This window comes from Castellaniella denitrificans, assembly GCF_027214045.1.
GTDB lineage: Bacteria > Pseudomonadota > Gammaproteobacteria > Burkholderiales > Burkholderiaceae_B > Castellaniella > Castellaniella denitrificans_A.
The window spans coordinates 59,614-78,069 of the sequence record NZ_JAPWHE010000011.1 but is presented as its reverse complement, the minus strand read 5'-3'; the positions used below and the strand labels follow the sequence as shown (position 1 = coordinate 78,069).

Here is an 18,456-nt window from a genome sequence, read left to right as displayed (position 1 = left end):
CCGCTGTTTCAGGCCGCCGGCGGAGGCGTGGCGTCCTCGTCGCGCCTGGCCGTGTCCGTGGTCTGCAGGCGGTTGCTGTCGGCGAAATCGCAGGCGAACTTCCAGGCCAGCGGCTCGAGTTGGCGCAGGCGGTGGTCGATCATCACGCAGGGCAGGCCGTCGAGGGTGCGCGGCATGGCGTAAGGGGAGTAGGACAGGGGGTTGGCGATGGAACCCGCCGGGCGGAACTGGGACAGAACCCCTGCCAGGCGCTCGGCCCAGTCGCTGGGCCGAAACCGCTGGCCCTCCAGGGTCTTGCCATGGATGATCAAATACTGGACAGGGTGGCTCATGTGGTGGTTCCAAAGAGGGGACACGGCCCTGGATGAAGGCCGCGCGGCATCCCCTTCGCCGCGCATTGTATCCGATCATGCGGCCGGTGTTTTGCGCGCGCTCCGGGCGCACGGTAATATGATCGTTTTACTCAGGGTTTGACATGTCTGCCGCCAATCCGACCGGGCCTTTGCGTCATTTTCTGCAGTTGCGTGATTTTTCCGAGGAAGAGATCCTCTACGTCATCGACCGGGCGCGCCTCATCAAGGACAAGTTCAAACGCTACCTGCCGCACCATACCTTGCATGATCGCAATCTCGCCATGGTGTTCGAGAAGGCCAGCACCCGCACCCGGGTGTCGTTCGAGGCCGGCATGTATCAGTTGGGCGGCTCGGTGATCTACCTCACCACCGAAGGTTCCCAGCTCGGTCGCGCCGAACCCATCGAGGACACCGCCCGCGTGGTGTCGCGCATGGTCGATCTGGTGATGATCCGTACTTTCGAGCAGACGCGCATCGAGCGCTTCGCCGCCCATTCCCGGGTGCCGGTCATCAACGGGCTGACGAATGAATACCATCCCTGCCAGATCCTGGCCGACATCCTGACCTTCGTCGAGCATCGTGGTCCGATCCGGGGCCGGACGGTCGCCTGGATCGGTGACGCCAACAACATGTCCTACACCTGGCTGCAGGCGGCCGAGTTGCTGGGCTTCACGCTGCACGTGTCGGCGCCGGCCGGCTACCGCCTGGATCCGTTGCGCGTGGGTGACCAGCCGGCATCCATCCTGCGCGAATTCGACGACCCCCTGGAAGCCTGCAAGGGCGCCGACCTGGTCACGACGGATGTCTGGACCAGCATGGGCTACGAATCCGAGAACGAGGCCCGGCGCCTGGCTTTCGCCGACTGGTGCGTGGACGCGCGCATGATGGCGGCCGCCAATCCCGATGCGCTGTTCATGCATTGCCTGCCGGCGCATCGGGGCGAGGAAGTCACCGGCGAGGTCATCGACGGCCCGCAGAGCGTGGTCTGGGACGAGGCGGAAAACCGCCTGCACGCGCAGAAGGCGTTGATGGAGTTCCTGTTGCTGGGCAGATTGTGACGAGCCCGGGCACAGGACGGTCCTGACGGTATGTCCTGTGCCCGGCGGATCCGGGCGGCGTGCAAGCCGCGCGAGGGGAGCCTAAGGGCAAACAAAAAGGACGCCGAGGCGTCCTTTTTTCTGGCGCAAGCCCCCGGGGCCTGGATCAGGCCAGAGCCTTGATCGCGGCCGACAGGCGGCTCTTGTGGCGGGCGGCCTTGTTCTTGTGGATGATCTGCTTGTCGGCGACGCGGTCGATGACGGCGCTGGACTTGCGGAAGATTTCGTTGGCGGCGGTCTGGTCGCCCGCTTCGATGGCCTGGCGAACGCGCTTGATGGCGGTGCGCAGCATCGAACGCATGCTGGCGTTGTGTTTGTTGTGAGCGACAGCCTGGCGGGCGCGCTTGCGGGCTTGAGCGGAATTGGCCATAAAGGTATCTGTATTCGGGGTTGCGTCAAAGACAGCGATTCTAGCCTATGTGCGTCGGCGTGTAAAGTCTTTGGGGCGAAAACCGAATAAAAACAAGGCGCTGAAATAGGTCAGGACAGCGAGGGCCAGCACCGCCGCCAGCCAGGCGGCGCGGGCGCCAGGATGAGCGCCCAGAGCGATCCAGTCCAGGTGGCGGCCGGCCGCCAGCAGCACGGCGGCCAGGGCGGCCAGGGCCGGGAAGAGGCGCAGGCAGAACCGGGGCCAGCCGGACAGGGGGATGTACATTCCCCGCCGGCGCAGCAGGATCACCAGCGTCAGGGCGTTGGCGCTGGCCCCCAGGCCGATGGACAGGGCCAGCCCCGCATGGGCCAGCCAGGGCACCAGGGCCAGGTTCATCAATTGAGTGAACACCAGCACGGCGATGGCGATGCGCACCGGGGTGCGGATGTCCTGCTTCGCGTAAAAGCCAGGCGCCAGGATCTTGATCGCCAGCAGGCCGAGCAGGCCGACGGCATAGGCCATCACGGCCAGCCGGGTCTGGGCCACGTCGGTGGGGGAGAAGGCGCCGTAGTTGAACAGCACGGCCACCAGCCCGTCGGACAGCAGGGCCATGCCCAGGGCGGCGGGCAGGCCGAGCAGCATTACCAGGCGCAGCCCCCAGTCGAGCAGGGCGTTGTAGGCGGCATGATCGTCGCGGGCGTGGGCGGCAGACAGGCTGGGAAGCAGCACGGTGCCGAGAGCCACGCCCAGCAGGGCCGTGGGAAATTCCATCAATCTGTCGGCGAAGGACAGCCAGGTGACGCTGCCCGGCGCGAGCCAGGTCGCGATGTTGGTGTTGATCAGCAGGGACAGTTGTGCGACCGATACGCCCAGGGTGGCCGGCAGCATTTGCCGCAGGATGCGGCGTACCGTCTGATCGCGCCATGCCGCCCGCAGGCCCTGGCCCCAGCGCGGCAGCAGGCCCAGGCGCCCCAGGGCGGCCCACTGCACGGCCAGTTGCAGCACGCCACCGATCATGACGCCCGCCGCCAGGGCGTGGATGGGCTCGGCCATGTGGCCGGACAGCAGCAGGCTGGCACCGACCATCGACAGGTTCAGCAGGACCGGGGTGAAGGCCGGTATGGCGAAGCGGCCGAAAGTGTTGAGCACGCCGGAGGCGAAGGCCACCAGCGACATGCAGACGATGTAGGGAAACATCATCCGGGTCATCCACACGGCTTCGCCGAATTCGTGGGCCCGGGCGGCGTTGCGCATGCCGCTGGCCATGGCGGTGACAACCCAGGCGGCCCCGAGCATGCCGGCGAGCGTCACGCCGCAGAGGGCGATGAACAGCAGCAGGGCCACCCGGTCCAGCAGGCATCGCAGCGATTCATGGTCGCCACGCTGCCGGGCTTCGCCCAGAATGGGGACGAAGGCCTGGGAAAAGGCGCCCTCGGCGAACAGGCGGCGCAGCAGATTGGGGATGCGGAAGGCGACCCAGAACGCGTCCGTCAGCGGTCCGGCGCCATAAGCCGACGCGATGAGCACGTCGCGCAGCATGCCGGTGACGCGGGAAAACAGGGTCAGGCCGCTGATCGTCGCGGCCGAACGGAGAAGGCTCATGTCACGGGCAGGTTGCGCAGCGTGGGGGCCTTTTTGCCGCCGGGCCGCCCCAAGGAAAAAAGCGCCCCCTCGGGGGGCGGCAAGCGGCCGTAGGCTGCGCAGCGTGGGGGCATTACTTAGGCGCCATGCGGATGGCGCCGTCCAGGCGGATCGTCTCGCCGTTGAGCATGTCGTTCTCGAAGATCGAGAGCACCAGCCTGGCGTAGTCCTCGGGTCGGCCCAGGCGCGAGGGAAATGGCACGCTGGCGGCCAGGGAGTCCTGGACTTCCTGGGGCATGCCGAACAGCATGGGCGTGCCGAAGATGCCCGGGGCGATGGTCATGCAGCGGATCCCCAGGCGCGACAGGTCGCGCGCGATGGCCAGGGTCATGCCGACGATGCCGGCCTTGGATGCGGCGTAAGCGGATTGGCCGATCTGTCCATCGTAGGCGGCGACCGAGGCGGTATTGACGAGTACGCCGCGTTCGCCGGTGGCCTGGGGCTCGTTGGTCGACATGGCCTGGGCGGCCAGACGGGCCATATTGAACGAGCCTGTCAGGTTGATGTCGATCACTCGGCGGAACAGGGACAGCTCGTGCGGACCGTTCTTGCCGACGATGCGCGAAGCGGGCGCGATGCCGGCGCAGTTGACCAGGCCGCGCAGCGTGCCTTGCGCCGTGGCGGCGTCCACGGCCGCCTGGGCATCGGTCTCGGAGGTGACGTCGCAATGGACGTAGCTCTGGCCGAGTTCGGCGGCCAGGGCCTTGCCGGCTTCGTCCTGGACATCGGCCAGGACCACGCGCGCGCCCTGGGCGACCAGGGCGCGCGCCGTGCCCGCCCCCAGGCCGGAGGCGCCGCCGGTGATGAGAATGACTTGGTTGCGGATGTCCATGGCGGTGTCCGGTGACGGTCAGGCGGCGTGGTGCGCGCGCAGGATGCCGAGAATGCGGTCGCGGATCTCGTCGACCGAGCCCACGCCCGATATCTGAGCGTAGCGGGGCGCTTCGGCCGCGCCGGTGGCGGCCCAGCCGGCGTAATAATCCACCAGCGGACGGGTCTGATCGCGGTAGACCGACAAGCGGTGGCGCACGGTTTCCTCGCGGTCGTCGTCGCGCAGGATCAGGGGCTCGCCGGTCTCGTCGTCGAGACCCTCGCGCTTGGGCGGGTTGAACTTGACGTGGTAGGTGCGGCCGCTGGCCACGTGCACGCGCCGGCCGCTCATGCGCTCGATGATGTTTTCTTCCGGGACACAGATTTCGATCACGTAGTCCAGCGGCACGTGGGCGTGCTTCAGGGCGTCGGCCTGCGGAATGGTGCGGGGAAAGCCGTCGAACAGGTAGCCCGTCTTGCAGTCGGGCTGCCGCAGGCGGTCCTGCACCAGGCCGATGATGATGTCGTCGGAGACCAGGCCGCCGCTGTCCATGATCTTCTTCGCTTCCAGACCCAGCGGAGTCTGCGCCTTGACCGCCGCGCGCAGCATGTCGCCGGTCGAAATCTGCGGGATGCCGAACGCCTCGGTGATATAGGCCGCCTGGGTGCCTTTTCCCGCCCCGGGGGGGCCGAGCAGAATCAAACGCATGATTTCCTCCGATCAATCACTCTTTTTGAAATTTTTCCGATTATGCCGCAACGCAGCAAGTTCTGCAGGGATTCAGGCCCGATCTGGCGGTAACGCGCCGTCGTCCAGCAGGGCGCGCACCCGGGCCAGATCCTCGGGGGTGTCCACCCCGCGTGCCGGTACGGCGTCGACGGTATGGACCAGGATGGGAAAGCCTTGTTCCAGGGCACGTAACTGTTCCAGTGATTCGACGCGCTCGAGCCTGCCCGGAGGCAGTTCGGGGAACTGGCGCAGGAAGCCGGCCCGGTAGGCGTACAGGCCGATATGCAGCCAGGCTGGCAGCCCGGGGGCCAGACGCCGCTGGCCATCGGCCAGCGCATCGCGGGCCCAGGGAACGGGGGCGCGTGAAAAATACAGGGCGCGGTCGTTGGCGCCAAGCACGACCTTGACCGCGTTCGGATCGAACAGGGTATCGGCGTCGAGGATCGGCGCCGCACAGGTGGCGATGGCGGCGTCCGGGTGCCGCGTCAGCAGGGTCGCCACGGCGTCGATCAGGGCAGGATCGATCAGTGGTTCATCGCCCTGGACATTGACCACGACGTCATCGTCGTCCAGCCCCAGCGCCGTGGCGACCTCGGACAGACGATCGGTGCCTGTGGGGTGATCCGGACGCGTCATCAGGGCCTCGACGCCGTGTTCGGCCGCAGCGCGGGCGATGTCCGCATGGTCGGTGGCGATCAGGATGCGGGCGGCGGCCGAGCGGGCGGCCTGCCGCGCGGTGCGCACCACCATCGGCAGGCCGCCCACGTCGAGCAGTTGCTTGCCGGGCAGGCGGGTGGACGCGGCGCGTGCCGGGACAATGACGATGAAGCTCATCGGGCGATCATGCCGCGGGCGCCGGCGTTTCTTCCAGCGGGCGGGCCTCCGAGGGCAGCATGATGGGCACCCCGTCGCGGATGGGGTAGGCCAGCCGGTCGGCGGCGCAAACCAGTTCCTGTCGTTCTCGGTCGTGGCGCAGCGCGCTTTTGCATACGGGACAGACGAGGATCTGCAGCAGGCGGGTTTCCATGGCGGCGCGGATATCCGGAAGAGAGGCGAAGCCTAGAGTGTAATGCCTGCCGCCGTGCTTGTGCGGTCGCGCGCGGCGGTCCGCAGCGCCTGGTCGAGCGCGTCCAGCCAGCGCGGGTCGGAAAAGAGCGGGGCCGCACGCACTGCCCACAGGCGGGCGTCGTGCGGAGGCACGCACTTTACGGCGTCCTTGGGGGTGATCAGGACTGGACCGGGAGGCAGGTCGCGCAGCGCGACCGCCGGAATCGTCCGATGGTCGGGGACGCGCAGTGTCCGGGAAAGCGTGACACCGGCGGCGCGCAGCATGGCGAAGAAACGTTCGGGCCGGCCGATGCCCGCCGCGGCGGAGCAGGGCGCGGCGCCCTGTTCCGCCCGCCAGGCGTCCCAGCACAGGTCGCGTCCGCTGGCCAGTTGCGTGACGCGTTCCGGCCGCAGGCGCATGATGACGGCGTGCGGCGCGGTCGACGGGTGTCCGTGGGGCGTGGGTTCGTCGGCTGCCAGGTGGGTGACGAGCCAGTCGGCCCGCGTCAGGCGGCCGGGGGGCTCGCGCAGGGGGCCGGCGGGGAGCAGGCGGCCGTTGCCGATACCGCGTCCGTCCTGGACGATGATTTCCAGGTCGCGCGCCAAGGCGGTGTGCTGCAGGCCATCGTCTGCGATGAGCACATCCACGTCCGGACGGGCTTTCAGCAGGGCGGCTGCCGCCAGCGCGCGCCGTGGGTGGACCGCGACCGGTGCGCCGGTCGCAGTGTGGATCAGCGCCGGTTCGTCGCCCAGACGCACGGCTTCGGCGCCGTCGTCGCTCAGGCGCGGTTCCGGCCCGACGGCTGCGCCATAGCCACGGCTGACGATGCCGGGATGCCAGCCCCTGGCGCTCAAGGCCTGGCAGACGGCGATCGTGACGGGCGTCTTGCCGGTGCCGCCGACCAGGATGTTGCCGACGACCACGACGGGCACCGGGGCCCGCCAGGCGGTGCGCGCCCGTGCCCGCAGGCGGCGCGCCGACAGCAGGCCGTAGAGCCAGGACAGGGGCAGCAGCAGCGTGCTCAAACCTGCGCGCCGGCTCCAGATCGCGAGCATGAGGTCCTCGAACCTGCGGCTCATGCCCCCCTTCGTACCGAGGTTCATGTCGCCCTCCATGGAGCGGCCAGGCGCATTCACGGCCGCGCCTGGGTCAGGAAATGGACTTTGCCGATGTGCGCCAGGCGGGCGGCTTCCAGGGCGCGGACCACGGCGGCGTGCGATGCCTGGCCATCGGCATCGATGCGCAGGGCGATGTCCGGTTTGCCTGAGGCGGCCTGGCGCAGACCGTCCGCCAGCGCGGTGTCGTCCGCCGCATCGATGTAGTGGCCGTCCAGCGCGTACAGGCCGTCGCGGCTGATGGCCAGCTCAAGGAAGGGCGAGGCGTCCGGCGCTTCGGCCTGGGCCTGGGGCAGGACGACCTGCAACTGGCGGTGACGGGTGAAAGATGTCGAGGCCGCCAGGAAGATCAGGATCACCAGCAGCACGTCGATCAGCGGGATCAGGTTGATCTCGGTTTCGTCGTGGTCGCGGCGGTGGTGGAAGTTCATGAGGAGGCGCGTCGGCTGATCAGGCGGTTCAGGGTTTCGGCCTCGCGTTCCATGGTGTGCAGGAAGTACTCGACGCGGGAACGGAAATAGCGGTGGAAGGCCAGCGCGGGGATGGCGATCAGGATCCCGAAGCCCGTGTTGTACAGGGCGATCGAGATGCCGCGGGCCAATTGGGCCGGGTCGCCGCCGGCCGGATCGTAGGCGCCGAAGATCTCGATCATGCCGACCACGGTGCCGAACAGGCCCAGCAGCGGGGCGATCACGGAGATCGTCGCCAGGGCGGGCAGGTAGCGGTTCAGGCGCCAGGACACGTCGCGGCCGACGGCCTCGACGGCGGCCAGCCGCCAGGCATCGTCCTGATGCCGGTGGGCGGCGATCTCGGCGAGGATGCGGCCCATGGGGCTACCCCGCGCCAGGCGCAGGACGGCGTCGGGCTCGTCCTGTTGGCGGCGCACGAGTTCGAGCACCTGTTCGGGCAGGCCGGCGGGCATGACCTGGCTGGCGCGCAAGGCCAGGAACCGTTCTATGATGATCGCCAGCGTCATGACCGAGGTGGCGACGAGCAGCCAGATCGGCCAGCCGGCCGCGTGAATGATGTCCAGCACAGTCCTGATCCTTGGGGTGCGGGGCCGGGAATCGGCGCAAATGCGTATTCTAAAGCCTGAGCGTGAATCAGGGCGCGGCTTTCCCGCCAGTATCCACAGTTTCTGTGGATAATTCTGTGTACAAGAGTCCGGATGCGCATGTTTCATGGCCCTTCGTACTGGATTGGTTATTTTTTGCACACTGAGCGCTGCATTTTCAATGAATTAAAAATCAATGACTTACGCTCTTTTTTTGAAGTGAATTTTGATGACTCCTCCTGATGAGCCCGAAAATAGGCGGGTTTGACAAGTCAGGGCTTTCTGTGGATAGGTTTTAATGAATTTTTCTGCTCAAAGGTTTGCGGAGAGCGGCTTTCCAGCCGATGACGCGGTTCTGACCGTGTCTCAACTCAATCGCCGGGTGGCGCGATTGCTGGAGGATGGCGTGCCGCGTCTCTGGGTGGCGGGCGAAATTTCCAACTTCACCCGGGCCGCTTCCGGGCACTGGTATTTTTCCATCAAGGACGAGACAGCCGCCGTGCGTGCGGTGATGTTCCGGGGACGCGCCCAGGCGGTCGGATTCGTGCCCGAGGCGGCGGGCGGACGCTACGAATTTCGCGTCCAGGTTTCGCTCTACGAGCCCCGGGGCGATTACCAGGTGCAGGTCGAGTCCCTGCGTCAGGCGGGCCGGGGCGATCTGCACGAGGCCTTCCTGCGCCTGCGTGACCGGCTGACCGCCGAAGGCCTGATCGATCCGGCCCGGCGGCGTCCGCCGCAGCCTTTGCCCCGGACGGTTGGCGTCGTGACCTCGTTGTCGGCAGCCGCCTTGCGCGACGTGTTGTCGGTCATGGCGCGCAGGGCGCCGCACGTGCGGGTCATCGTCTATCCGGCCCAGGTCCAGGGGCGCGATGCCGCGCCCCAGCTCTGCGCCGCGCTGGCGCGGGCCGCCGAACGGGCCGAGGTCGACACGCTTTTGTTGGTGCGCGGTGGCGGCAGCCTGGAGGATCTGTGGTGCTTCAATGACGAGACCCTGGCACGCCACATCGCCGCCAGCCCGGTGCCGGTCATCAGCGGGGTCGGGCATGAGACGGATTTCACCATCGCCGATTTCGTGGCCGACCTGCGCGCGCCCACGCCGACTGCGGCGGCCGAACTGTGCTGCGTGGATCGTGCCCAGGTTCTGGTGCGTCTGCTGGCCGCGCGCGACCTGCTCGCACGCGGCCAGCGGCGGCGTCTGGAGCACGCGGCCATCCGGCTGGACCGTGCCTGCGCCCAGCTCGTGTCCCCGGCCCAGCGTTTGCAGTTGCGGCGCCAGCGTCTGGCGTTCGCCGCCCGGCGGCTGCAGGCCGGCATGGACCGTCTGCTGCGGGAACGCCGCCCTCAGCCGCCGGTCGCGCTGGAACGCCTCTCCGCCGCCATGGGCGGTCTGCTGCAGCGTCGCCATCGGCGGCTGGACGCGCTACTGGCCGCCCTGGGGGCGCTGGACCCGCACCGGGTGCTGGGACGTGGCTACGCCCTGGTCCGCCGCGCCGACGGGAGGATCGTAAAAAATGCGTTAGACTTGAAGATTCATGAGCCCATCGAGATCGAATTCGGCCAGGGTCGCGCCCAGGCCGAGGTCACCCGGGCCGATTTTCTTTGAAGGAACTGTCATGGCTTTTACCCTGCCGCCGCTGCCCTATGCGATGGACGCACTGGCCCCCCATATTTCCCAGGAAACGCTGGAATACCACTACGGCAAGCACCATCAGGCCTACGTGACGAACCTGAACAAGGCGATCGAGGGCACCGATCTGGCCTCCCTGAGCCTCGAAGACGTGATCCGCAAGTCCAGCGGCGGCGTGTTCAACAACGCGGCCCAGGTCTGGAACCACACTTTCTACTGGAACAGCCTGTCCCCCAAGGGCGGCGGCGAACCCTCGGGCGCCCTGCGCCAGGCCATCGAAGCCAAATGGGGCAGCGTCGACGCCTTCAAGGCCGCCTTCACCCAGTCCGCGGCCGGCAATTTCGGTTCCGGCTGGACCTGGCTGGTCAAGAAGACCGACGGCACCCTGGACATCGTCAACACCAGCAACGCCGGCACCATCGTCAATACGGACGACAAAGCCCTGCTGACCTGTGACGTGTGGGAACACGCCTACTACATCGACTATCGCAATGCCCGTCCCAAGTACCTGGAAAACTTCTGGAGCCTGGTGAACTGGGACTTCGCGGCGGCCAATCTTGGATGAGACCGGACATGAAATGGTCCCTGCGGACCATTTCATGCCTGTCGAATCGGAGCGCCTTGCAAGGCGCGACGTGGAGAGATGCCACCATTTGAAAATGGCCCCCGCCTGACGAATCCCGGTAGGGAGCACCTCTGAAGACGGCGGACGCAGCCATGCGTCCGCCGTTTTTCAATACGGAAAAAGATGACGCATGACGGATCCGCCGCTTCCGCGGCCTCTGGTTTGTTGCCCGAAAACATACAGAATGAAAACATCTGGCGACTTTCCGTTGCGCAGGCGCTGGCCGGTGCGAACGCGGTGGTGGTCTACGCAACGGGCGCCATCGTCGGTGATCGGCTGGCGCCCTCTCCGGTGCTGGCGACTCTGCCCATCTCGATCTTCGTGGTGGGGATGGCGGCCTGCATCCTGCCCGCTGGCTCGCTCGCCCGGCGGCACGGCCGGCGCGCCGCCTTCCTGGCCGGGACCGGCGCTGGCGCGCTGGCTGGTCTCTTGGCCATGTGTGCCGTCCTCCTGGGGTGGTTCTGGCTGTTCTGCGCGGCGACCTTCTTCGGCGGCGGTTATGCTGCTGTGGTGCTGTCGTTCCGCTTCGCGGCCGCCGACGGGGTCGCGCCCGCGCGGCGCGCCCGCGCGCTTTCGCGCGTCATGGCCGGGGGTGTCGTCGCAGGTATCGTGGGGCCGCAATTGGTCACCTACACGATGGACCTGTGGACGACGCACCGGTTCGCGGCCACTTTCCTGGTGCAGGCCGTCGTGGCGGTGCTGTCAGCCCTGATTCTGCTGGGGGTGCGACTGCCCCCGCCGACGGCGGGAGAAATCGCGGGTGGGCGACCCCTGGGACGGATCGTGCGCCAACCGCGTTTCATCGCTGCGGCGATCTGCGGGGCGGTGTCCTACCTGCTGATGAATTTTCTGATGACCGCCGCGCCGTTGGCGATGCACCTGTCCGGGCATTCCCAGGAATCGGCCAACTGGGGGCTGCAATGGCATGTGATCGCCATGTACGGACCCAGTTTCTTCACGGGCGGCCTGATCGCGCGCTGGGGAGCGGGTCGCGTGGTGGCGGCGGGCCTGCTCATGACCGGACTGTCCGCCGCGATCGGGCTCGGCGGCGTGGACGTGCCGCATTTCTGGACGACGCTGATTCTGCTGGGCCTGGGCTGGAACTTCGGCTTCGTGGGTGCGTCCGCCCTGGTGCTCGAATGCCATCGGCCCGAGGAAAAGACGCGGGTGCAGTCGCTCAATGATTTCATCGTGTTCGGCCTGATGGCGATCGGCTCGTTTTCGTCGGGCGGGCTGCTTTCCGCCTACGGCTGGGACATGGTCCTATGGGTGTCCTTCGGGCCCCTCGTCCTGGCTTTCGCCGCGCTGGCCGCGATGGCTCGGGGCAAGCGGGCCGATTCCGCGAAGCCGCGCAACGCGGCGTCCTGAGCGGCCCTGGAAAAACGTTTTCAGCGTGTGACATGAGCGCCCGTGCGCACGCCTGCGCGGGCGAACCAGCCCAGGTTCATTTCCAGGGCGCGAGTGATAGGCGCCGTGGGGCAATGCGGATCCAGGCTTTGCGGCCGCATGTCCTGGATGTCGACGATACGCCCGTCCCGGTCGATGAAGGCGATCGACAGGGGAATGAGGGTGTTCTTCATCCAGAAACAGTGGATATCCGGTTCGCCCAGTTCGAACAGCATGCCGGTGTCGGCCGCCAGCGCGGTCCGGTGCATCAGCCCTTCGCGCAGCGTCTCGGGCGTGGCGGCGTGTTCGACCCGGATCGTGTGGCCGCCGACATGCAGCGTTATGGTCGGCAGCGGCGGCCGGGCCGTCGCCGGACGTGGGGACAGCGGGCCGGTCAGCAGCAGGGCGGCGGCCAGCATTTTGTTGAGAAAGGCAAAAAAACGGGGCCCGCCCGGGGCCCCGCATCGCGTTAAAATGGAAAAGAACATCCGGGCCCCATTCAGGCGGCGGAGATGTTCAGGGCTTGTTTGCCTTTCGGACCCTGCGCGATATCGAAAACGACCTTCTGCCCCTCTTTCAGGGTCTTGAAGCCGTTCATCTGGATGGATGAAAAATGTGCAAAAAGGTCTTCACCCCCATTGTCGGGGGTAATGAAGCCAAAGCCCTTGGCGTCATTGAACCATTTGACCGTTCCCGTCAACTTTTGTGACTCTCCGGTGTTTTCGATGGATTCCGACATGCAAACTGCCTCTCGACTATAGTGTGGGGTTTGAACGGACCCCGGCCGTCCGCGCTGGACGTTCCGCAGGACACGACGATCATGCTGAATTCCGCGTCATTCAGTCAACTATGGAAACCACTAGGTTCTGATCCGCATGCCGACCGATATCCAAAATCAGCAGCAACTGGTGCGTGAAACCGCGCCGGTGCGCCTCGCGCCGCCGCCGATGTATCAGGTCGTGTTGCTGAACGACGACTACACGCCGATGGATTTCGTCGTGCACGTTTTGCGGCGGGTTTTCCACAAAAATGGCGAGGAAGCCGAACGCATCATGCTGCAGGTCCACCACGAGGGCAGGGGCGTTTGTGGCATTTATACACGCGACGTGGCGGCCACCCGGGTCGACGCCGTGCTGCACCTGGCCCATGCCGACCAGCATCCCCTGCAATGTCTGATGGAACCCGTGCCGTTTTTCTGAGGCCCGGCTCTTTTCCCCGCCCGTCCTGCCCTGCGCCCGCGCGGCCCTTAGGGACGATCCCAAGTCCCCGAGCGCCAAACGGCGGGCTGTTTTAGTCATAGAATAGGCATAACGGATTGCTTGATCCGCTCCGATATGCAATGGAGGAAGCGTGATTTCCGAAGAGCTCGAAGTCAGCCTGCACATGGCGTTCGTCGAGGCCCGCGCCGCCCGACACGAATTCATCACCGTGGAGCACCTGCTGCTGTCCCTGCTGGACAACACCTCGGCCGTCGAAGTCCTGCGCGCCTGCGCGGCGGACATCGAATTGCTGCGCCAGGATCTGCGCAAATTCATTGTCGAGAACACGCCGGTCTTCCCCGGCGAGGGCGATGTCGACACCCAGCCTACGCTGGGATTTCAGCGCGTCATCCAGCGCGCCATCATGCACGTATCCTCCAACGGGTCCAGCAAGAACGCCGTGACCGGCGCCAACGTGCTGGTCGCCATGTATGGTGAAAAGGATTCGCACGCGGTGTATTTCCTCGTGCAGCAGGGCGTGTCCCGTCTGGACGTGGTCAACTACCTGTCACACGGCATCACCAAAGTCTCCGAGGAGCCCCCGGCCGCGGACAGCCCGCGTCTGGAGCCGCCGGCCGCCGACCCGAAATCCGAACAGCAGAAGTCTCCCCTGGAAACCTATGCCACCGATCTCAACGCCGAGGCCCTCAAGGGCCGCATCGATCCGCTGATCGGCCGCGAGGACGAGGTCGAGCGCGTCATCCAGGTGCTGTGCCGCCGGCGCAAGAACAATCCTCTGCTGGTGGGCGAGGCCGGGGTCGGCAAGACGGCCATCGCCGAGGGTCTGGCCTGGCGCATCACCCAGGGCGATGTGCCCGAGGTCTTGCACGAAACCCAGGTCTACGCGCTGGACATGGGCGCGCTGCTGGCGGGCACCAAATACCGGGGTGATTTCGAACAGCGCCTGAAGCTGGTGCTCAAGGCCCTGAAGGACAACCGCCACGCGGTGCTGTTCATCGACGAGATCCATACGCTGATTGGTGCGGGCTCGGCATCGGGCGGGACGCTGGACGCTTCCAATCTGCTCAAGCCGGCGCTGTCCTCCGGCCATCTGAAATGCATCGGCGCGACCACTTACACTGAATACCGGGGGGTCTTCGAAAAGGATCACGCGCTGGCGCGGCGTTTCCAGAAGATCGACATCCCCGAGCCGACGGTCGAGCAGACCATCCGGATCCTGCGCGGCCTGAAGGCGCGCTTCGAAGCTCACCACCAGGTGCGCTATTCGGGGGCGGCCATCACGGCGGCGGCGGAGCTGGCCGCGCGCCACATCAGCGACCGTTTCCTGCCCGACAAGGCCATCGACGTCATCGACGAGGCCGGCGCCGCCCAGCGCCTGCTGCCCAAGTCTCGCCAGAAGAAGCTCATCGGCCGCGCCGAGATCCAGTCCACCGTGGCGCGCATCGCGCGCATCCCGCCGCAGAATGTGTCCACGGACGATCGCAACAAGCTCGCCACGCTCGAGCGCGATCTGAAGGCCGTGGTGTTCGGACAGGATCAGGCCATTGCCGCGCTGGCCGCCTCGATCAAGATGGCGCGCTCGGGCCTGGGGCGTCCCGACAAGCCCATCGGCTGCTTCCTGTTTTCCGGCCCGACGGGCGTCGGCAAGACCGAGGTCGCGCGCCAGTTGGCTTTCGTCCTGGGGATCGAGCTGCTGCGCTTCGACATGTCCGAATACATGGAGCGCCATACCGTGTCGCGCCTGATCGGCGCGCCGCCGGGCTACGTCGGCTTCGACCAGGGCGGCCTGCTGACCGAGGCCGTGAGCAAGCAGCCGCATTGCGTGCTGCTGCTCGACGAAATCGAAAAGGCGCATCCGGACGTCTACAACATTCTGCTGCAGGTCATGGATCATGGCACCTTGACCGACAACAACGGACGCAAGGCCGATTTCCGTAACGTGATCCTGGTGATGACCACCAACGCGGGCGCCGATACCTTGAACCGCAACGCCATCGGCTTCGCCACGCCGCAGCGCGCGGGCGACGAGATGGCCGAGATCAAGCGCCAGTTCACACCCGAGTTCCGCAACCGGCTGGACGCGATCATCGGCTTTGCACCGTTGCCGCGCGAGGTCATCCTGCAGGTCGTGGACAAGTTCCTCATGCAACTGGAGGATCAGCTCCACGACAAGCATGTCGATGTGTTGTTCACCCAGGCGCTGCGCGACTATCTGGCACGGGCCGGATTCGATCCGGCCATGGGTGCGCGTCCCATGCAGCGGTTGATCCAGGACACCATCCGCCGGGCGCTGGCCGACGAATTGCTGTTCGGCCGCCTGGTGCATGGCGGACGGGTCGAGGTCGATCTGGATGCCCGGGAACAGGTCGTGCTGAATTTCCCCGAGGGCGGCGAGGGCGCGGGGACCGTGCCCGAGCCTTCAAGGCCTGAGCCCGAGCTCGTGGATTGAGGCCCCTGATCGCCTGCCCGCATTGCGACACGCTGCATGTCCGGCTGGAACCGGGCGTGCGCGGCCGGGCCGATTGCAGCTGCTGTGGCGCGGTGTTATACCGGCGCGGCTGGCTTTCCCTGGATCAATGGGTGGCGCTGGGCTGGACCTGCCTGGCCGTGTTCGCCATCGCCCAGTGGTTTCCCATCGTCCGTCTGTCGGTCCAGGGCCTGGAGCTCAGTCTGACGTATTGGCAGGCGCTGCGTCTGTGCTGGGACCGCGGTTATTACGGCGTCTCGATCATGACAGGGCTGGCCGGGTTCTGGCTTCCTCTGTTGCAGATTGCGTTGACGCTATGGGTGATGCAGGCGATCGCGTCGCGACGTCTGCCGCCCGACCTGGGGCCGACGCTGCGTCTGCTGGGGCGTCTGGCCCCGTGGTCCATGGCGACGGTGCTGATCCTGGCCATTCTGGTGTCCGTCGTCAAGATCGCCGGCCTGGCGCGCCTGCAGGTGGAACCCGGAATGCTGGGGTTTCTTGCGCTTTGCTTCCTGCTGACCGGGTTGGGGCGATGGGACGCGCGCGCCTTGTGGCGCCAGGCCGAGGACGCCGGCCTGGTGCCTGTGTCCGGCGCTCAGGGTCGGGGCAGGGTGTGCGACGCCTGCGGCTGCGTCCAGGCGGCGCAGGTGTCCGGCCTTTGCCTGCGCTGCGGGGCGGCGATGGGCCATGCGCGTCATGGCAGCGCAACGCAGGTCTGGGCACTGCTGCTGGCGGCGGCCGTGTTCTACATTCCGGCCAATGTCCTGCCGATCATGGAGGTCCGGACGGTGATGAGCCGCAGCGAGCACACCATCCTGGGCGGCGTGATCGAGCTCTGGCGCTATGGCTCCTGGGACCTGGCCATCATCGTTTTCGTCGCCAGTGTGCTGGTGCCGGTGACCAAGCTGCTGGCCCTGGCTTTTCTGTTGCTGCGCGATCGCCCTCTGGACGCGAGGATTCAGCGGCAGCGCACGCGGCTGTATGCCGCGGTCGAATTCGTCGGACAGTGGTCCATGCTGGACGTTTTCGTGGTCGTCCTGATGGCGGCCATGGCCAACTTTCCGGGCCTGTCCCGGATCAGCGTCGGGCCTGCGGCCCTGAACTTCGGCGCCGTGGTCGTGCTTACGATGGCGGCGGCCATGCGCTATGATCCGCGTCGAGGCTGGGATGCCCTGCGGGATGCCCGGCCAGTCAAGGAGACCCATGGACACTGAGGACCAGCCCACCCAGAAGCCGGACGATCCGGCGGACGCCTCGCGGCCCGCCGCTGATGTCCAGGCGCCCGTCATCCGGCCAGGCCGTTCGCTGCGCTGGTCCTGGGTCTGGCTGGTGCCGCTGCTGGCGGTGGCGGTCGGGTTGTCCCTGCTGGCGTCGGTCTGGGTCCGCAACGGTCCGGTGATCACGATCAGCTTCCTGTCGGCGGCAGGCATCGAGACCGGTCAGACCAAGCTGCGCTATCGCGATGTGGTGGTGGGGGATGTGTCGGACGTACGCGTGGCGGGGGACCGCCAGCATGTGCTGGTGGATGTGCAGCTCAGGCGCCAGGGGTCGGAATACATCACGCAGAAGGATTCCAAGTTCTGGATCGTCCGCCCTCAGGTCAGCCTTGCGGGGGTTTCGGGCCTGGACACGCTGCTGTCCGGGGTCTACATCAACGTGGATGCGCCCACGACGCGATCCAAGGGTGCGACGGTCCGCGATTTCAAGGGGCTGGTCAATCCGCCGGAGGTGCTGAGTGGCCAGGTCGGCACACGGTTCGTGTTGCACGCGGATTCGCTCGGCTCATTGCGGGTCGGGTCTCGCATCCACTACCGCCGCATCGAGGTTGGCCGCGTCGTCAGCTACGACATGGCGCCCGATGGCCGCTCGATCAAGTTGCATATCTTCGTCGAAGCCCCCTACGACCGCTACGTGACGCCGGACACGCGCTTCTGGAACGACAGCGGCGTGGACATGTCGGTGTCGCCCGATGGCGTCCAGATACGCACCAGCGGTCTGTCGGCGATCCTGAATGGCGGCATCGCCTTCGCCCAGGCGGACGAATCCAGTTCCTATGACGGCGTCGTCGACAACGCGCCGGCCGCCGCCGGCAGCGTGTATCGGCTGTTCGGTACGCGTGACGCAGCCCTGGCCGATCCGGATGGCGATCCAGTGCCGATCGAGCTGCGTTTCGACCAATCGGTCCGAGGGCTGCGTGTCGGGGCGGACGTCGATTTCCGCGGGATGTCGATCGGCAAGGTGATCGACATCGATCTCGAGTTCGACCGCGCGCGTCGCCGTTTCTATTCCCGGGTTCGGGCCCAGCTCTATCCGATGCGGTTCAGCGAAGCCTATCGTGATCTGGCCGATGCGTCGGACGGCCGCCTGGGCGAGGCCTTGCTGCGGCCGCTGATCGAGCGCGGCCTGCGGGCCCAGCTGCGCACCGCCAGCCTCCTGACCGGCCAGCAGTATGTGGCCCTGGATTTCTTCCCCGGCCAGGCCCATGCGGCGCCTGACATCCCCGGCGACTCTTCCAATCCCAAGGGGTTCCTGGTGCCCACGGTACAGGGGGATTTCGATCGCCTCCAGGGGCAGATCGGCAATATCGTCACCAAGCTGGACAAGGTGCCGATCGAGGCGATCGGCCGCGACCTGCGCGGCACCCTGGAGTCCTTGAACCGCCTGCTGCGGCGACTGGACACTCAGGTGGCGCCCCAGGCGACCCGGGCGCTGACCTCCGCCAGCGCCTCGCTGGACCGGATCGGCGAGGTGCTGGCCCCCGACGCACCTCTGCTGGGCGGGCTGCGAGACACCCTGGGCGAACTGGATCGGGCGGCGCGCGCGCTGCGCCTGCTGTCCGATACGCTGCAGGCCCGTCCCGACACGCTGATCCGTGGGCGGGCACCCGATGCGCTGCGTTGAGACACCGATGAG

At 66.7% G+C, this 18,456-nt stretch carries 20 protein-coding genes; 8 read left to right on the top strand and 12 right to left on the bottom strand.

From position 1 onward, the window contains the following. Positions 1-8 precede the first annotated feature (8 nt). Positions 9-332: a DUF3579 domain-containing protein gene (locus O4H32_RS13140; protein WP_269359878.1), complete on the bottom strand. Its 324-nt coding sequence runs from the start codon at positions 330-332 to the stop codon at positions 9-11. 143 nt (positions 333-475) lie between these two features. Here O4H32_RS13140 and argF point away from each other — a divergent pair, with 143 nt between their 5' ends. Beyond that, on the top strand, positions 476-1,411 hold the full coding sequence (gene argF / locus O4H32_RS13135; protein ID WP_269359876.1) for an ornithine carbamoyltransferase: 936 nt from the start codon (positions 476-478) through the stop codon (positions 1,409-1,411). A 145-nt stretch (positions 1,412-1,556) separates the two neighbouring features. Here the strand turns inward: argF and rpsT are convergent, their stop codons facing one another. The 9 genes from rpsT to O4H32_RS13090 form a co-directional block, all read right to left on the bottom strand. Next, complete coding sequence (gene rpsT / locus O4H32_RS13130; RefSeq protein ID WP_269359874.1) at positions 1,557-1,820, bottom strand: 30S ribosomal protein S20; 264 nt, start codon at positions 1,818-1,820, stop codon at positions 1,557-1,559. A gap of 45 nt (positions 1,821-1,865) precedes the next feature. After that, positions 1,866-3,422: a murein biosynthesis integral membrane protein MurJ gene (murJ, locus tag O4H32_RS13125; RefSeq protein ID WP_269359873.1), complete on the bottom strand. Its 1,557-nt coding sequence runs from the start codon at positions 3,420-3,422 to the stop codon at positions 1,866-1,868. A 112-nt stretch (positions 3,423-3,534) separates the two neighbouring features. Next, positions 3,535-4,293: a 3-hydroxyacyl-CoA dehydrogenase gene (locus O4H32_RS13120; protein WP_269359872.1), complete on the bottom strand. Its 759-nt coding sequence runs from the start codon at positions 4,291-4,293 to the stop codon at positions 3,535-3,537. Between the two features lie 18 nt (positions 4,294-4,311). After that, positions 4,312-4,980 carry an adenylate kinase gene (adk, locus tag O4H32_RS13115; RefSeq protein ID WP_269359871.1) on the bottom strand — a complete coding sequence of 223 codons (669 nt, stop codon included), beginning with the start codon at positions 4,978-4,980 and terminating at the stop codon, positions 4,312-4,314. A 72-nt stretch (positions 4,981-5,052) separates the two neighbouring features. Further along, positions 5,053-5,835, bottom strand: a complete 783-nt coding sequence (gene kdsB, locus O4H32_RS13110) for a 3-deoxy-manno-octulosonate cytidylyltransferase (protein WP_269359869.1) — start codon at positions 5,833-5,835, stop codon at positions 5,053-5,055. A gap of 7 nt (positions 5,836-5,842) precedes the next feature. After that, positions 5,843-6,028, bottom strand: a complete 186-nt coding sequence (locus O4H32_RS13105; RefSeq protein ID WP_269359867.1) for a Trm112 family protein — start codon at positions 6,026-6,028, stop codon at positions 5,843-5,845. A gap of 32 nt (positions 6,029-6,060) precedes the next feature. Beyond that, positions 6,061-7,128: a tetraacyldisaccharide 4'-kinase gene (lpxK, locus tag O4H32_RS13100; protein ID WP_269359865.1), complete on the bottom strand. Its 1,068-nt coding sequence runs from the start codon at positions 7,126-7,128 to the stop codon at positions 6,061-6,063. 53 nt (positions 7,129-7,181) lie between these two features. Then, positions 7,182-7,595: an ExbD/TolR family protein gene (locus O4H32_RS13095; RefSeq protein WP_269359864.1), complete on the bottom strand. Its 414-nt coding sequence runs from the start codon at positions 7,593-7,595 to the stop codon at positions 7,182-7,184. Further along, entirely contained in the window at positions 7,592-8,200 is a 609-nt protein-coding gene (locus O4H32_RS13090) for a MotA/TolQ/ExbB proton channel family protein (RefSeq protein ID WP_269359863.1), read from the bottom strand. Before O4H32_RS13090 ends, O4H32_RS13095 begins: the two co-directional genes overlap by 4 nt. A 316-nt stretch (positions 8,201-8,516) precedes the next feature. Between O4H32_RS13090 and xseA the strand changes: the two genes are divergently transcribed. From xseA to O4H32_RS13075, 3 genes are all read left to right on the top strand, one after another. Further along, positions 8,517-9,821 carry an exodeoxyribonuclease VII large subunit gene (gene xseA / locus O4H32_RS13085; protein WP_269359861.1) on the top strand — a complete coding sequence of 435 codons (1,305 nt, stop codon included), beginning with the start codon at positions 8,517-8,519 and terminating at the stop codon, positions 9,819-9,821. Positions 9,822-9,831: 10 nt separating this feature from the next. Next, a complete protein-coding gene (sodB, locus tag O4H32_RS13080) occupies positions 9,832-10,410 on the top strand; it encodes a superoxide dismutase [Fe] (RefSeq protein WP_269359859.1) in 579 nt (192 codons plus the stop codon). A gap of 183 nt (positions 10,411-10,593) precedes the next feature. Next, a complete protein-coding gene (locus O4H32_RS13075) occupies positions 10,594-11,838 on the top strand; it encodes an MFS transporter (RefSeq protein WP_269359857.1) in 1,245 nt (414 codons plus the stop codon). 20 nt (positions 11,839-11,858) lie between these two features. On the opposite strand, the gene O4H32_RS13070 is transcribed toward O4H32_RS13075, so the two are convergent. Both O4H32_RS13070 and O4H32_RS13065 read right to left on the bottom strand, forming a co-directional pair. Further along, positions 11,859-12,275 carry a DUF192 domain-containing protein gene (locus O4H32_RS13070; protein ID WP_269359855.1) on the bottom strand — a complete coding sequence of 139 codons (417 nt, stop codon included), beginning with the start codon at positions 12,273-12,275 and terminating at the stop codon, positions 11,859-11,861. A gap of 80 nt (positions 12,276-12,355) precedes the next feature. Next, on the bottom strand, positions 12,356-12,595 hold the full coding sequence (locus O4H32_RS13065; RefSeq protein ID WP_269359853.1) for a cold-shock protein: 240 nt from the start codon (positions 12,593-12,595) through the stop codon (positions 12,356-12,358). 136 nt (positions 12,596-12,731) lie between these two features. On the opposite strand from O4H32_RS13065, the gene clpS reads away from it, so the two are divergent. From clpS to O4H32_RS13045, 4 genes are all read left to right on the top strand, one after another. Next, positions 12,732-13,055 carry an ATP-dependent Clp protease adapter ClpS gene (gene clpS / locus O4H32_RS13060; RefSeq protein WP_269359851.1) on the top strand — a complete coding sequence of 108 codons (324 nt, stop codon included), beginning with the start codon at positions 12,732-12,734 and terminating at the stop codon, positions 13,053-13,055. Positions 13,056-13,206: 151 nt separating this feature from the next. Beyond that, a complete protein-coding gene (clpA, locus tag O4H32_RS13055; RefSeq protein WP_269359849.1) occupies positions 13,207-15,525 on the top strand; it encodes an ATP-dependent Clp protease ATP-binding subunit ClpA in 2,319 nt (772 codons plus the stop codon). Further along, on the top strand, positions 15,522-16,757 hold the full coding sequence (locus O4H32_RS13050) for a paraquat-inducible protein A (protein WP_269359847.1): 1,236 nt from the start codon (positions 15,522-15,524) through the stop codon (positions 16,755-16,757). Before clpA ends, O4H32_RS13050 begins: the two co-directional genes overlap by 4 nt. Continuing rightward, positions 16,747-18,444 (top strand): PqiB family protein, encoded by a 1,698-nt coding sequence (locus tag O4H32_RS13045; protein ID WP_269359845.1) that lies wholly within the window; start codon positions 16,747-16,749, stop codon positions 18,442-18,444. The genes O4H32_RS13050 and O4H32_RS13045 overlap by 11 nt, the downstream gene beginning before the upstream one ends. Positions 18,445-18,456 lie beyond the last annotated feature (12 nt).